The organism is Dryocola sharpae (assembly GCF_051307055.1).
GTDB lineage: Bacteria > Pseudomonadota > Gammaproteobacteria > Enterobacterales > Enterobacteriaceae > Dryocola.
The window spans coordinates 3,777,369-3,791,226 of the sequence record NZ_CP149994.1 but is presented as its reverse complement, the minus strand read 5'-3'; the positions used below and the strand labels follow the sequence as shown (position 1 = coordinate 3,791,226).

15 protein-coding genes are annotated in these 13,858 nt (G+C 51.4%); 2 read left to right on the top strand and 13 right to left on the bottom strand.

Annotated elements, in window-relative coordinates; genetic code table 11:
* Positions 1–44: 44 nt before the first annotated feature.
* The 4 genes from dolP to WLO31_RS18050 are packed head-to-tail and all read right to left on the bottom strand — an operon-like array spanning position 45 to position 3,653.
* Positions 45–620: a division/outer membrane stress-associated lipid-binding lipoprotein gene (gene dolP / locus WLO31_RS18065; RefSeq protein ID WP_435927992.1), complete on the bottom strand. Its 576-nt coding sequence runs from the start codon at positions 618–620 to the stop codon at positions 45–47.
* A gap of 9 nt (positions 621–629) precedes the next feature.
* Positions 630–1,220, bottom strand: a complete 591-nt coding sequence (gene diaA / locus WLO31_RS18060) for a DnaA initiator-associating protein DiaA (RefSeq protein ID WP_435927991.1) — start codon at positions 1,218–1,220, stop codon at positions 630–632.
* 19 nt (positions 1,221–1,239) lie between these two features.
* Positions 1,240–1,635, bottom strand: a complete 396-nt coding sequence (locus tag WLO31_RS18055) for a YraN family protein (RefSeq protein WP_435927990.1) — start codon at positions 1,633–1,635, stop codon at positions 1,240–1,242.
* A complete protein-coding gene (locus tag WLO31_RS18050; protein ID WP_435927989.1) occupies positions 1,593–3,653 on the bottom strand; it encodes a penicillin-binding protein activator in 2,061 nt (686 codons plus the stop codon). Before WLO31_RS18050 ends, WLO31_RS18055 begins: the two co-directional genes overlap by 43 nt.
* Before the next feature lie 62 nt (positions 3,654–3,715).
* Here WLO31_RS18050 and rsmI point away from each other — a divergent pair, with 62 nt between their 5' ends.
* Positions 3,716–4,582 carry a 16S rRNA (cytidine(1402)-2'-O)-methyltransferase gene (gene rsmI / locus WLO31_RS18045; RefSeq protein ID WP_435927988.1) on the top strand — a complete coding sequence of 289 codons (867 nt, stop codon included), beginning with the start codon at positions 3,716–3,718 and terminating at the stop codon, positions 4,580–4,582.
* 37 nt (positions 4,583–4,619) lie between these two features.
* On the opposite strand, the gene WLO31_RS18040 is transcribed toward rsmI, so the two are convergent.
* The 8 genes from WLO31_RS18040 to kbaZ form a co-directional block, all read right to left on the bottom strand.
* Positions 4,620–5,366, bottom strand: a complete 747-nt coding sequence (locus WLO31_RS18040; RefSeq protein ID WP_435927987.1) for a galactosamine-6-phosphate isomerase — start codon at positions 5,364–5,366, stop codon at positions 4,620–4,622.
* A gap of 239 nt (positions 5,367–5,605) precedes the next feature.
* The gene (gene agaD, locus WLO31_RS18035; RefSeq protein ID WP_435927986.1) at positions 5,606–6,400 is read right to left on the bottom strand and encodes a PTS galactosamine transporter subunit IID; all 795 of its coding nucleotides are present in this window, start codon (positions 6,398–6,400) and stop codon (positions 5,606–5,608) included.
* The gene (gene agaC / locus WLO31_RS18030; protein ID WP_435927985.1) at positions 6,390–7,202 is read right to left on the bottom strand and encodes a PTS galactosamine transporter subunit IIC; all 813 of its coding nucleotides are present in this window, start codon (positions 7,200–7,202) and stop codon (positions 6,390–6,392) included. Before agaC ends, agaD begins: the two co-directional genes overlap by 11 nt.
* A 65-nt stretch (positions 7,203–7,267) precedes the next feature.
* On the bottom strand, positions 7,268–7,744 hold the full coding sequence (gene agaB, locus WLO31_RS18025) for a PTS galactosamine transporter subunit IIB (protein WP_435927984.1): 477 nt from the start codon (positions 7,742–7,744) through the stop codon (positions 7,268–7,270).
* 13 nt (positions 7,745–7,757) lie between these two features.
* Positions 7,758–8,630, bottom strand: a complete 873-nt coding sequence (gene kbaY, locus WLO31_RS18020; RefSeq protein ID WP_435927983.1) for a tagatose-bisphosphate aldolase subunit KbaY — start codon at positions 8,628–8,630, stop codon at positions 7,758–7,760.
* 33 nt (positions 8,631–8,663) lie between these two features.
* Positions 8,664–9,830: an SIS domain-containing protein gene (locus WLO31_RS18015; protein ID WP_435927981.1), complete on the bottom strand. Its 1,167-nt coding sequence runs from the start codon at positions 9,828–9,830 to the stop codon at positions 8,664–8,666.
* Positions 9,831–10,151: 321 nt separating this feature from the next.
* Positions 10,152–10,589, bottom strand: a complete 438-nt coding sequence (gene agaF, locus WLO31_RS18010; protein ID WP_435927980.1) for a PTS galactosamine/N-acetylgalactosamine transporter subunit IIA — start codon at positions 10,587–10,589, stop codon at positions 10,152–10,154.
* Positions 10,590–10,642: 53 nt separating this feature from the next.
* On the bottom strand, positions 10,643–11,923 hold the full coding sequence (gene kbaZ / locus WLO31_RS18005) for a tagatose-bisphosphate aldolase subunit KbaZ (RefSeq protein ID WP_435927979.1): 1,281 nt from the start codon (positions 11,921–11,923) through the stop codon (positions 10,643–10,645).
* A 259-nt stretch (positions 11,924–12,182) separates the two neighbouring features.
* Here kbaZ and WLO31_RS18000 point away from each other — a divergent pair, with 259 nt between their 5' ends.
* Positions 12,183–12,989, top strand: coding sequence for a DeoR family transcriptional regulator (locus WLO31_RS18000; protein ID WP_435927977.1), 807 nt, complete (start codon positions 12,183–12,185; stop codon positions 12,987–12,989).
* A gap of 70 nt (positions 12,990–13,059) precedes the next feature.
* On the opposite strand, the gene iraM is transcribed toward WLO31_RS18000, so the two are convergent.
* On the bottom strand, positions 13,060–13,416 hold the full coding sequence (gene iraM / locus WLO31_RS17995) for an anti-adapter protein IraM (RefSeq protein WP_435927975.1): 357 nt from the start codon (positions 13,414–13,416) through the stop codon (positions 13,060–13,062).
* Between the last annotated feature and the right edge of the window lie 442 nt (positions 13,417–13,858).

Sequence of the window (13,858 nt, the reverse complement as noted above, 5' to 3'; positions counted from 1 at the left end):
TGCCGGGTCGTCTTTATTGCCCCCGGGAAAGGGGCAACCAGAAATTACTGCAAAATGGTGAAAGCAGTCGTAACGTGTTTCACGCCGCCCACACGGCTTGCGATATCCGCGGCCGCTTTGCCTTCTCTTTCCGTCAGCAGACCCAACAGGAATACTTCCCCGTCCTCGGTCGTTACCTTCACGTTGGAAGATTTAACCTGGTCGCTTGCCAGCAGCTGCGAACGAACTTTGGTGGTGATCCAGGTATCCGTTGAGGCGGTGCCCAGCCCAACCGGCGCGGCGTTGCGGATTTCGTTATACACCTCGCTTGCGCCATCAACGCCCAGCGCGATTTGTTTCGCACGCGAGGCCAGCTCGGTATTCTGCGTTTGCCCTGTCAGCAGCACTTTGCCCTGATAGGCGGTGACGTTGATGCGGGCGTCTTTCTTCAACTGCTCATCTTTACTCAGCGCGCTGTTGACACGAAGTTCCAGCGTGCCGTCATCAACCTGGGTTCCCACGGTACGCGGATCCGTTGCGGTTTTCGTCGCGACGGCGGCAGTGCCGACAACCGCGGCGGCAACGCAGCCCTGTAGCGCAAGCGCGGTGATAAGGACTGCAAGTGGCTTAAATGCCTTCATCTGTACTCCTTAATCTTCCTGGTGAGGGAATAACGTATTATCAATCAAATCACATAAGCAGTTGACCGTCAGCATGTGCATTTCCTGAATGCGCGCGCTGCGATGCGAAGGAATGCGGATTTCCACATCCTGCGGCCCTAACAGGCCGGCAAGTTCACCGCCGTCGTAGCCCGTGAGCGCAACTATGGTCATGTCGCGAGTGACCGCCGCTTCAACCGCTTTTACGATATCACGGCTGTTGCCACGCGTTGAGATGGCAAGCAGTACGTCCCCGGCGTGCCCCAGCGCACGCACCTGTTTGGCATACACTTCTTCATGCAAACGGTCATTTGCGATAGCGGTTAAGACCACATTATCGGCATTAAGTGCGATGGCGGGTAAGCTTGGCCGCTCGGTTTCGAAGCGATTGATCATACTGGCAGCAAAATGCTGTGCGTTGGCAGCAGAGGTGCCGTTGCCACAACACAGAATTTTGTTACCGTTGAGCAGCGACTGAACCAGCGTCATGGCTGCACGGGAGATAGCATCTGGCAGAGCTTCCGCTGCGGCAATCTGGGTTTGAATACTTTCCGTGAAGCAGACTTTGATTCTTTCGAGCACGTTGTTCTACCTGGTTACTTTAAACATCTGCGGTAAACGCGTTGGTTAACCACTCTATTTCATTGCCGGTGAAGGCTAACACATCGAAACGGCAATCCACAGTATCAAAACTCCCTGATGTGCGGGCAAGCCAGTTCCGCGCGGCATGCAGTAGCTTTTGCTGTTTGCTCCGGGTGACGCTTGCCGCAGCGCCGCCAAAGCGATGGCTGCTACGATAACGCACTTCGACAAACACAATCACATCGTGCTGTTTCATGATGAGGTCGATTTCGCCGCCGCGGATATGCACGTTGGCGGCGATAAAGCGTAGTCCTTTACGCTCAAGAAAACGGCGCGCCTGTCGCTCATAGTGCGCGCCGGCCTGGTGACGACTCAGCTGGCCGGGATGATTTGTCCCTGAGAGAATTTCAGCCAATTTAACTTCCTGTTAATGACGCAGTCCTGGCTGGCAGATAGCGTGCCGGTGTTGCCGCTCAGCTGATAGCCCGGCACCTGACGGATCTGGGAGAAATGGTTTGCCAGCGACCAGGCGTCAGCTCCCATAGCGTACAGACGCGCCAGCGAGTAGTCGTTGCGTACAGCACTCAGCGCCTGCTGTTGCAGTGCCGGATTGCCGCCGGAAAGCATGGGGATTTCGCTGAACTGTAGGCCTTCCATCTCCAGACGGAAGTCCGGGCCGTTAACGCCCTGAGAGCTGCGTGAGCTGGCATAAAGCTGCGCGCTGCCGCGGCTGCCGGTACGCATGGCAATCATCGGCTTGATAAGCGCCATTTCGTCCGGCGTGGCCAGGATATAGGCGGCATCCACGCCCCCGGCGGCGCCTGAGGTAATTTGCGCATCGGTTGGCGGCGCAGGGATCGTCAGGCCGCCGATGGTAACGGCTTCCTGCTGCGGTGCGGAAGAGGCCACCGGCGTGCCGGTCAGAGCAATACCAGACCCGCTGTTAATGCCCTGTTTGAGTTCGCCCACCGAGCCAAATTGCTGCTGCAGCACGATGCCGCCGCCCAGTTTTTGCCACTCGGCGCTAAAGGCGCTTGTTACGCGATCGCCCAACGCGCTGCGCGGCACCAGCAACAGCGGCGCACGATGGCCCTGCTGCCAGATATGGTCCGCTGCGTCTCGTGCTTCGTCTTCCGGAGAGAGGGCGAAGTAGCAGATGTTCGGGCGATTTTGCACGTTCTCTGGCTGGTTCAGCGCCAGAATATTGAGTGGCGTATTGCTGCTGGCGAGCCGATCGACGTTATTTTTAAGCAGCGGGCCTACGACCAGCGTAGCGCCATCCTGCTGCGCCTGGGCGAGCACCTGATCTAACGGCTGCGAACTGGTATCGTAAATTTTTACTTCGGCAGAAGGGTTTGCTGCCGCAGCGTTTTGCGCCGCAGGTTGAGCCGGCTGTGCGGCAGGTTGCGCCTCCTCCATCGGCTGCTCGTTGGTCAAATCGCTGACCGAAGCGTCTGACGGACTCGCTACCGCGTTGGCATCCTCTGGCTGAGCGGCTGCGGTTGGCTCCGCTGCTGGCTGCGTGCCGGCATCCGTCGCTTGCGCAGGATTGCTAACCGTAGCAGGCGCAAGGCCATTATTTTTCGCGGTTTCAAAGCCCTGCTGAATCGCGCGGCCAAATACCGCGGCCTGGCCATTCAACGGCAGCAGCAGAGCGATCTTACCAACGGAAGCCTGCTGGTAATTTTGCATATTGCTTAACTGAGTCGGCAGCGTTTTTGCGCCCGGGTTTTGCGGGTAGCGGGTTTGCCAGTCTTTGATGCCAGCTTTCAGCATATTCGGATCGTTGCGGTTGTCGTTCCAGACGCGCTGCAGATCCAGCCATCCTTGCAGGGTATTTTCGTCCGCATTGATAACCATGGCGCTCATTTGTTCAGGCGTGAACTGAGACAGCGTCTGCCAGGTACCGTCGATATTTTTCTGATGCGCTTCGCCCCTGAGCATCGGCTCCTGAGCAATATATGCGCGCAGCAGCGCAAGCGATGGGCGATTCTGGCTGGCATCAATCACCGCCTGATAATATCGCGCCTGCTGCTTTTTGTTGAATGACGAAGGGTCGAGCTTAGCAAGCAGCGCATTTGCCGCGGCATAATCTTTCTGGGCGATTTTAATTTCTGGCACCAGAAGCGCCCGCTCACGGCGCTGGACATCGTCCATTTCCTGCGGCAACTGATTATAGAGGTCTACCGCCCGTTGGGTTTTGCCCTCACCCAGCAGCGCATGAATGGCGAGTAATTGCCATGTGGTCTTGCTATCATCTGTGCTTTGCTGCATCTGTTGCAGGTAGTACGCAGAATCCGCAGTGGCTTCGCCCTGCACGTGAGCGGCGGACTGGTCCGGTGCTTTCGTGGTACAACCTGCAAAGATCAGGGCTGCAAGCACGACAGGCAGACAACGCCCGGCTTTAGAACGAATATATTTAGACGGTAGCATGCTGTATCCAGTGAATTTTTCTTCTCAGCGTTCAATATTAAATCGGCAATACGGATGAAACAATGAAACAACTCGAAACGGCGGCGATTTCTGCCAGCACGCTCTACATCGTTCCGACCCCTATCGGTAACCTCGGCGATATCACACAGCGGGCGTTATCCGTGTTGCAAAGCGTTGACCTGATTGCTGCTGAAGATACTCGCCATACCGGTTTATTGCTGCAGCATTTTGCCATTAATGCGCGATTGTTCGCATTGCACGATCATAATGAACAACAAAAATCAGAAACGCTGCTGGCGAAGCTGCAGGAAGGACAAAGTATCGCGCTGGTTTCAGACGCCGGTACGCCGCTGATTAACGATCCCGGCTATCACCTGGTGCGTACCTGCCGTGAAGCGGGTATCCGCGTCGTACCGCTACCGGGTCCTTGCGCCGCCATTGCAGCGTTAAGCGCGGCCGGGCTGCCGTCGGATCGCTTCTGCTATGAAGGCTTTCTGCCTGCCAAATCCAAAGGACGTCGCGATGCGCTGAAAGCCATTGAACAAGAGCCGCGCACGCTGATCTTCTATGAATCCACCCACCGGTTGCTCGACAGTTTAGACGATATTTGCGCGGTGCTCGGTGAATCCCGTTACGTGGTGCTGGCGCGAGAGTTGACCAAAACCTGGGAATCGATTCACGGCGCGCCAGTTGGCGAGCTGGCGGCATGGGTTAAAGAAGACGAGAACCGTCGCAAAGGGGAGATGGTGCTAATCATCGAGGGCTTCAGGGCCCAAAGCGATGACGCGCTGCCGGCCGATGCGTTGCGCACTCTTGCGCTGCTGCAAACGGAGCTGCCGCTGAAAAAAGCCGCCGCGCTTGCTGCCGAAATCCACGGCGTGAAGAAGAATGCGCTTTATAAATATGCGTTAGAAAATAGCGAGAAATAAGATTTTTGAAATGCTCTGAGCGGCTTGCATGGGCAGACTATGGCGAGGGGTTCGCACAGGGCCCCGGCTGGAAAATCTGTGCGTCATACAGGCAGCGTACATTTTGATGTAGCCACAGGAAAGAACAAGGCAGCGTAGTGGCGATTTCCTGCGTGCAAAATTCATCGAATGCCGCAGATTTATTCTCACCTGAAACAAGAAACACAATCTCCTTAGCGCTAAAAATTTCGCTTAGCCCTAACGTAATCCCCTCTGAGATTTGGTGTGATGTGTCTTTTAGCATCTCATGCGTTTTTGTTTTGCTATCAAGCCTGATGCGGTGGCTACGAAGGGTCAGTTTATCTGCGGGCTCGATCAGGCCGAGGTGGCCATTTTTACCTAAGCCCAGAATGCATAAATCTAACCCGCCTTTTTGCTGGATGCGTTGCCGAACTCTTTTGCATTCCGCATCCGGGTCAGCCGTTGTATCAAAGGCGATATAGTTATTTTCCTTCACGTTGAGCGGCTCGATGATATGTTTCTGTAAATAAGATTCGCAGGTACAGGGGTGAGACTCAGGAACACCGAGCCACTCGTCGAGTTTGACAAAGGTTACGCCGCTGATATCTATATTTTTATCTTTAACGTATTTCACAAAAAATTTATAGCCGCCGGTAGGCGATGAGCCAGTCGCAAGGCAGATAACCGCTGACGGATTATTTTGGATACAGGCAATAATACGGTCACAGCACTTCTGGCTGAGATCGTTATAATCAAGACACTTTTCGAAAATGAGCTTTTTCATTTTACCGTTCCTTTTATCGCGGGATGACGGAGCAGCTTATTTAAACAAGGGCAGAAGAATTGCCCTTCAGATTGCTGACAAAGAAGGAAAAAGCGTGGTTTTTCCTTCTTTGTGATGATCAGCCGAAAATCAATCGATTGATTTTCCTTGTTTTTAAATGATGACACCTTTTAGTTTTGTCACGCTGGAAGGTTTGTCATTAGTCTCAAGGGCAGAAGAACTGCCCTTGTTTTTGTGGCTTACAAAATACCTAACGCGGACATTACAATCGCCAGTACAAAAGTGACGCCAATCAGCACCACGGGGTGCATTTTCTTCGTGCGTAGCAGGTAATACATCAGCAGGGTGTAACCCATAGGCAAAATATTAGGGAATATTTTGTCGAAAAAGTCTTTCTGAATGGCGACGCTGTGCGTGCTGTCGATGGCTATCTCTGAAACCACGTTAATATGTACATAGGAAGCTATCAGACCGCCGATAACCGTAACCCCAAGAATGGTTGCAGCTTTTGAGATGATCTGTGAGTTTTCCTTTATCCTGTCAATGGCTTTGATGCCCAGCGTATAGCCAATATGTGTCCAGCCGATACGTAAGCAGAATACGGCAAAATAGACGGCAAAGAACAGGATTGGCCCAAGCACGCTGCCCTGGCTTGCAAAGGACGAGCACACCCCGGCCATGATCGGCAGCAGGGTAAACCAGAAAAGCGCATCACCAATACCCGCAATTGGCCCAAATAAAGCAACTTTTAAACCTTTGATAATCCCGCGATCCTCTTTTTTCTCTTCCATGGAAATTAACAATCCCATGAGGAAGCCGACAAAGTTTGGATGCGTGTTTATAAATTCAAGATTATCTTTCATGGCGGCGCTCAGGCCCTGAGGATCGTCTTTATAGATCTTCTTCAGCAGCGGCACCATCGCCCAGGTAAAACCGCCTGCCTGCATACGTTCATAGTTGAAGCTTGATTGCAGAAGAGAAGAGCGCAGGCCCAGTCGGGTGATATCTTTTTTAGTGACGATTTCAGATCCCATTGCTGTAATCCTCTTTATTGTTATCTGCTGGGGTATCTTTTTGAACGGCAACTGCGTTTGCTTTTTTAGCTTTGGCATTAAAGTATTCATACATCGCTAAAGCCGTGCCCAGAACGGCAACCGGCAGCAGGTTGCTGACCTGGATATAGCAAACAAACAGAAAACCAATAATCAGATAAGGAACGTATTGCGCTTTGAGCATCACCCGAAGCAGCAAACCAAAACCGACCGCAGGTAATATGCCGCCCGCTACTTCAAATCCGTGCGTCAGCCATGCCGGCATTGATTTTACCAGGGCCTGCATTGCGCCCTGTGCAAGGTAAGTACACAGGAATGCGATCAGCGCATAGGTTATTGCGACCAGCAAAATAGTGAGGATATTAAGCCGGGCAAATCCTCCGGTATCGCCTGTCTGCGCGCATTTGTCGGCTTTCGACATAAACAGCGAAAAGGACGAGTAGAAGAACAGAATGATGTACTGCATTAATAAACTAAACGGCAGCCCAAGGCCGATGGCCGTTTTGGCATCTATGCCCGTAGTCCAGGCGAGAACGGTGGTCATTATCCCCGCCATGATGGGGTTTGGCGGCTGCACGCCTCCTGCGGGGGTGAGGCCGGCAAACGCCAGTTCGGTCAGGCCGCCGGTGATAAGGCCGGTCTGGATGTCGCCTAAAATGGCGCCGGTGAGCGTACAAACGATGATGGGTCTGAACAGGAATAATGCTTCCAGCCAGAAATCAATTCCTAATACAAAGGCCAGCGCCGCTAATGAAAGGCCTTGCAGTAGCGTTATCTCATGCATTTTTTATTCCTTACTACATTAGCTTATTTTTAGAGGTGTTGTTTAAAGGACCTCGCTTACTATTTTTATATCGGGACCTGTTCTTTGGGATTTCCGGGAACGTCCTGAATAAAAATATTTACCGCCTGGCTTTTCAAATAGCGGAAGTCATCGAGATCCTCATCGTTGATATAAACCTTACTGCTGATTTGCCTTTTACCTTCGCTGAAATGCATGTTACCTACGTTGACCTCTTTCAAGGGCACGCCGCCTTCAACTAATCTTTTTACGGTGCGTGGCGTGCGGCAAATAATAAATATTTTTTGATTCGGCGTGGCCTTATCAATAATGGCAATGGTTTTTTCTACGGTGAAAAAACGAATGCCAACGCTGTAGGCCTCTGCCGTAATGCCCATTAGTTTTTGCTGGATTTCATCTTTCGCTACCTCATCATCAACCACAATCAGGAGGTTTGCCCCAAGCGTGGTAGTCCAGGTGACGCCGACCTGTCCATGCACCAGGCGGTTATCAATGCGGGTGAGAAGAATGTTTGGGGTTGCCATAAGCACCTCGCTTTTAAGAGTTTGTGAACGCGATTAAGCGATTAGATGAGCCACAGACTTTAATTTTGTCACGCACCACCTCTTTCATTGCATCCATACCCACCCGCAGATAGTAGCGTGGGTCGTTGCCCTGCGGGTTTGTGCTAAACCACTGTTTAACCGCATCGGCAAAAGCAATTTTCAGTTCTGTGGCGACGTTGACTTTGCACACGCCTAAGGAGATGGCCCGTCTGACAAACTCATCGGGTACGTCGCTGGCACCATGAAGCACCAGAGGAATATCCACGACGTTCCGTATTTCGGCCAGGCGTTCAAAATCGATTTTCGGCGTTTTTGTATACAGACCGTGCGCGGTACCGATGGCAACGGCGAGGCTGTCAATTCCCGTTCTTGCGACGAAATCCCTGGCCTGCTGCGGATCGGTCAGAAATGCGCTTTCATCGCTGACTTCCATATCGTCTTCGACACCGCCCAGACGTCCCAGCTCAGCTTCAACGCTGCAATCACGCTGATGACAGAAATCGACGACTTGTTTTACCAGCTTCACGTTTTTTTCAAAGGGAAAATGGCTGCCGTCTATCATGGCGCTGCGTGAGCCTGCGAGGACTTTGGTGGCGATGTCCTGCCAGGTTTCATGGTGATCGAGATGAATCGCCACCGGCATCGCGAAGGTTTCTGAATAGGCTTCACATAGCGCATAGATTTCTTTAAAAGGAATATGCTTAAAGGTGCCTGGCGTACCGGCCAGGATAACCGGCGACTGAAGCTCCTGGCATACTTCGAGAATAGCTTGAATAGTTTCCGCGTTGTGAATATTAAAAGCCGGTACGGCGTAGTGATTTAATTGCGCGTCGGCTAATAAATATTTGGTTGAAATGATAGTCATACCTTTTCCCCTGAGTAGCTTTTAAAGCTGTTTTTATTCTGCAACGTCGTTAAGTAAAGGGTGAATAATTACCCCCTGAACGACACGGTTCACCGTACCGCTAGCCGATGGCGTATCAGGCGGAAGCCCTGCTTTAAACGACTCCTGTAAAGCGAAGATCTGCGCATAAATCAGGAAGCAGAACGTGAGATCGATATCTTCACAGCGGCTCTGCCCCGGAATATAAAGATGCGCACCGTTTTCAATGTCGCTATCAGGGCGATCGGCAATGGCGACAACGGCCATAGCGTGATTCTCACTTCTGAGCTCTTTTAATAAATCGAGATCGTAAAGCCGGGTGTAAGGATGGTTGGCAATAAATTGCACGATCAGCGTTTCCCCGTCGATCAGCGATTTTGGCCCGTGACGGAAGCCGGTTGCCGAATCATAGAAGGCCGCAATTTTGCCGCCGGTCAGCTCCAGCACTTTTAAGGCTGATTCGCGAGCCGCGCCCTGCAGGCCGCCGTTGCCAAGATAAACGATGCGCTTCCATGGTCGATCGCCAAACAGGGGCGTGCTGAAATCACCCTGAGCGGAAATCACCGCCTGGCAGCGTTCCGAGATAGCGGAAAAACGTTGTGCAGTAAAATGCTGTGGCGCAAACACGGCAAGGCAGGTAGCCATCATTGTGCTGACGCTGCTGGTCATGGCGAAGCCACGATCGTGTGTTTCAGGCGGCAACAATACGCAGAGCGTTTTATCGCTTTTACGGCCGTTTTGATAAAGGCTTCCCGCTTCGTTGCAGGTGATCACCAGATGGTAGCTCTCCGGCACCCACTGGTTGGTCAGATCAACGGCCGCAGCGCTTTCAGGGCTGTTGCCGGAGCGCGCAAATGAAACCAGCAAAACCGGACGCTCCGTTGGTAAATAATCTTTCGGGTTAGTGACAATGTCGGTAGAAGCCACGGAAGCAAATTCAGCCGCAACCTGGCGGTTCAGCCAGGGCACGATCATCTCGCCAATAAAAGCTGAGGTGCCAGCGCCGGTAAGAATAATTTTGAGTCGGCTTTTTGCCAGCAGAGGCTGCAGGAACGCATCTATAGCCGCGCGCTGATTTTCGAGCTGGCTGATGGCTTTGGTCCAGATTGCCGGCTGCTGGCGAATTTCTTTTTCTGTCCAGGTGCTTGTTTTTGTGAGGTCAAGATCGGTCAGGTCTGTCATTACCTATTCCTTAAGTGAAGGTGAGACTTCGAAAGATATTTTCGACATACTTTGTCTTCCACCTTTCGTTTCATTTCTTTTTGCGGCCTGATATGGACTGTATAAGAAAGGTAACGAAGATTCAATGCAAAAAAAAAGCTAAAGTGCAAAACAGTGAAAGAGATCTCATGTCTTTTTTTTATGCTTACGCCAGCAAGCGGCAGGAAAGGAAGGCTTTGAAGCTAATGCCACAACGTAACGAAAGAAGGGGGCAGGAGCGGGGCGAGGCTGTAAACCCCCGCGGGCCGGCGGGAGATTTACAGGTTGATGACGTAAAGGTTGTTAAATGCCGTCTTCGGTTTGCACCGTTTCCTTTTGGTCGCGGGCCAGCTCATCGACAAGGCTGGTCAGGCCCCGATGACCGGACGCCAGAGCTTCGGTGCGAAATGCCTCAGGCGTCAGCCCATCGCGCTCAAGCACCATCTCCAGTAAGAGCTGTAGATTGGTGCCGGTGATGACTTCCCGCCCTTCTTTTTGCAGGGCGAGCGTGGAGGCGAGCCGAAAAGGCGTCCCGCCCAGCAGATCGGTAAGAAAGACCAGGCCTTCGCTCTCATCAAGCTGGCTGAGCGCCTGTTCATACTGACTTTGCAAAAGCGCCGTGGTCGACGTTTCGGGGAAATCAATAGCGATAAACTGCGTCTGTTGCCCGACAATTTGATGCATTGCTTTTTCAAGCCCGGTAGCAAAGCCGCCGTGGCCACAGAGAATGATACTTAGCATAATGTATGTCCTTGTTGATGACGGCGCGTGAAACATCCAGATAGCCTGATGGCTTAAACGGCCCGGCATGCCTGGTCGTACTGCTGCATAATTTCCTGAATACTAGCGATAATAAGCTCATGAGGCGTGGCCGTGAGGGTGCCTTTACGCACTTTTTGGCACTGTATCGGGAGATATTGGCTCAGCAGAGGTAAAGGAATCGGCTGGCGCTCCAGATTAGCCATAAGCTGAGCAACTTTCTGCTCTACCTGGTCGTCAGGCCAGTAATAACGAATTCTGTCTGAATAACTGAATCCGCGTGCCTGGCGCTGGGCATTTGTATCCCCTGCGTAATGGCTTTGCCAGTATTCAGGCGTATTGAGCATTACGCGCTCAAGCGTTTCGCGCAAATGCGAGTGCTGTTGTTCGGGCAGAAGCTCTTTTTCAATCGCCGCCAGGGCAAACAAGGTTTCCCGCAAAGCAAAAGTGAGCGCTGGCCCCACTTTCAGAATGGCGAAATGGTCTGCAACAAGCTCACGTAAGGCCGCTGGCGTCTGGTAGTCGGTTGAATGCGCTTCGAATACCAGGTTCTCCTCGGCTTCGATTGTCTTGCTCAGCGCCTGAGCTTTTTCTCTTTTATAGTCAATAACGTTTGCGTTATCGAATTCAACGCCGGGCTGGACAACCAGCGCGATTACCCGCTCCCAGGCGGCATTCAGCTCCTGCGCTTCGAAAGCCTGCTGATGCGCTTTTAACGTTTTACGTGCGGCTTCGGGGGAGGTTACCGCCAGCGTGGTTAAGGCTTCATGGGCCCCGCCGGGAACCGGCACCTCGGTGCCAATAACATAGACCAGATCGCTAATCGCAAAGTGTTCACTGCAGGTTTGTTCCGCCACTTTCGCCAGTAATGCAGCGCGCTGGGCGACGATTTCATCGGTTAACGGAACAGGATCGCCGCTGCAGGACATGCTGCAATCAAGGTGAATTTTTTTAAAACCTGCCGCTACGTAGCTTTTAATCAGCTCCTGAGCTTTTTCCATCGCCTGTGGCGCAGGTTCAGACTGCCAGCGGTTTGGTCCAAGGTGGTCTCCTCCAAAAATCAGGTTTTCTCGCGGGAAGCCGTGCTTGTCCGCCATTTCCAGGAGAAAGTCGCGAAAGGCCATCGGCGTCATGCCGGTATAGCCGCCGTATTGATCGACCTGGTTCGACGTCGCTTCAATCAGCAGAAGAATTTGCTTGTCGCAGGCGTAGCGCAGGGCTGCTTCCAGAACGAGCGGATGCGCTGAGCAGACGGCAAAGATCCCGCATGGCGCACCCTGTTTATGTATTGCTATCTGGTCGGTCAGTAGTTTCACTTCCTTCTCCTGTGAGTTTTTATCTGCGAGTAATCTTCCGTTTTATTTCTTTTGATGATGTATTACTTTTCATAAAAAAGTGATAGAAAGGTTTTGTTTTTTCGATCTGCTTCGCAAAAGAAAGCTAATGAAAGACGGAGAAGGGCAGAATCCCGTATGATTGACGAGAAGAAGCGCTTGCGTCGAGACCATCACTTGGGGTAAACAGGCAAAAAAGATAACGAAACGAAAGCATCGGCTTCGAAAAAGGCTTACAGTTATGGGCAACGTAGAGTTAAATCAGGAAAAGAGAATGAGCGGTACCAGTGAACGCAGGGAAAATATCATTCAACGTCTACGCCAGCAGGGTAGCGTTCAGGTTAACGATCTGGCCTTATTTTTTGGTGTTTCCACCGTCACCATCCGTAACGATCTGGCTTTTCTGGAAAAGCAGGGTATCGCTATGCGTGCCTACGGCGGCGCGCTGCTGAATGAAGTCAACGTTTCCGTTACGGAACAGACGATTGCCGATAAAAGTTCCCTTAATGCGTCCAGCAAACGCAGTATTGCATATGCCGCAGCCGAACTTATTCAGCCGGGGGACCGCGTTATTCTGGATTCAGGCACCACCACTTATGAAATTGCGCGCCATATGCGCAACCATAAGGACGTGATCGCCATGACCAACGGCATGAACGTCGCGAACGCTTTGCTTGAGGCCGAAGGCGTTGAGCTGCTGATGACGGGCGGGCATTTACGCCGTCAGTCCCTTTCTTTTTATGGCGATCAGGCCGACCAGTCTTTGCAAAACTATCACTTTGATAAGCTATTCCTTGGCGTGGACGCCATCGATCTTGAGCGTGGCGTCAGCACCCACAACGAAGATGAAGCTCGCCTTAATCGACGGATGTGCGAAGTGGCGGAGCGGGTTATCGTGGTGACGGATTCCAGCAAATTTAATCGTTCCAGCCTGCATAAGATTATTGATACGCAACGCATTCATATGGTTATTACCGATACCGGCATTCCGGAAGAATGCCTGAACGGGCTGCGCAGGGCTGGTATTGATGTGGTAGTTGTGGAATGACGTTGATTACGCTCGGCCGCTGAAAGCCGCTGAGCGTCTCCCGTTCTTTTCCGGGTAGCCTGTCTTCTCCCTACGAGGAGAGTTGAGGAGGGGCTTTATCAAGCCCGAAAGGGCATTTCTTTAAGCGGCATTTTCCCTCGAAGTCACATCGGGCTGGCTTAACTTCTGCATTTCCGGGACAGTCAGACTGTGCAAGCATGGTGCGCCAGAGCGTGGCATTGAAGGGAATGACGTTGCACATCGTTAATTGGCTTATCTGCCCGTTAATAAACAGGCCTAAATTGCTGGTCACTATTTCATCGCCCGGCATCATCAGATGTGATGCTTTATACCAAAGCATAAGTTTTAATTCGCGACAGGAAACAATACAAGAGAAAGCGGTTCCCGTTGTGGGGCTTATTAAAGAATCAATTACAGTCCATTTCATATACTTCTCCAGGGCGAAAATTAAGCGGCAGATATTGAATGCGAAAGATATCGCAAGATATAAAATCCTGTGAACGAAGGGTAATGTCAGTCAATAAATTCGCAATGCTTATGCTTCAATGAATCGTTACAGATGATACCCTTATGCTTAATAGGCGATAACTTATAGCGTAGACCATCCTAATTTCTCAAGCTATTGAAAATGAGTAAAAACTTTAATTTTTTAATAATATTCTTATTTTTCAAAAGGCTATTCTAGCCACTTTTTCTGAAGCTATTTATTTTGATCAAAATTACAACAAAAAAACGGCGGCAGGTAAAACACGAATGATCTTTCTCAATGCATAGATTATTCTTAATTATTTCAGAGGGATGAGTATCATAATTCTAAGGATGGCGATCGATTATTAATCAGCGATGCATTAATTTTAGCGGGTTAAATC

What these genes read in the sequence shown, in the direction of transcription:
- dolP (WP_435927992.1), bottom strand. Translation starts at nt 620, where the DNA reads ATGAAGGCATTTAAGCCACTTGCAGTCCTTATCACCGCGCTTGCGCTA.
- WLO31_RS18050 (WP_435927989.1), bottom strand. Translation starts at nt 3,653, where the DNA reads ATGCTACCGTCTAAATATATTCGTTCTAAAGCCGGGCGTTGTCTGCCT.
- rsmI (WP_435927988.1), top strand. Translation starts at nt 3,716, where the DNA reads ATGAAACAACTCGAAACGGCGGCGATTTCTGCCAGCACGCTCTACATC.
- WLO31_RS18040 (WP_435927987.1), bottom strand. Translation starts at nt 5,366, where the DNA reads ATGAAAAAGCTCATTTTCGAAAAGTGTCTTGATTATAACGATCTCAGC.
- agaD (WP_435927986.1), bottom strand. Translation starts at nt 6,400, where the DNA reads ATGGGATCTGAAATCGTCACTAAAAAAGATATCACCCGACTGGGCCTG.
- agaC (WP_435927985.1), bottom strand. Translation starts at nt 7,202, where the DNA reads ATGCATGAGATAACGCTACTGCAAGGCCTTTCATTAGCGGCGCTGGCC.
- agaB (WP_435927984.1), bottom strand. Translation starts at nt 7,744, where the DNA reads ATGGCAACCCCAAACATTCTTCTCACCCGCATTGATAACCGCCTGGTG.
- kbaY (WP_435927983.1), bottom strand. Translation starts at nt 8,630, where the DNA reads ATGACTATCATTTCAACCAAATATTTATTAGCCGACGCGCAATTAAAT.
- WLO31_RS18015 (WP_435927981.1), bottom strand. Translation starts at nt 9,830, where the DNA reads ATGACAGACCTGACCGATCTTGACCTCACAAAAACAAGCACCTGGACA.
- agaF (WP_435927980.1), bottom strand. Translation starts at nt 10,589, where the DNA reads ATGCTAAGTATCATTCTCTGTGGCCACGGCGGCTTTGCTACCGGGCTT.
- WLO31_RS18000 (WP_435927977.1), top strand. Translation starts at nt 12,183, where the DNA reads ATGGGCAACGTAGAGTTAAATCAGGAAAAGAGAATGAGCGGTACCAGT.
- iraM (WP_435927975.1), bottom strand. Translation starts at nt 13,416, where the DNA reads ATGAAATGGACTGTAATTGATTCTTTAATAAGCCCCACAACGGGAACC.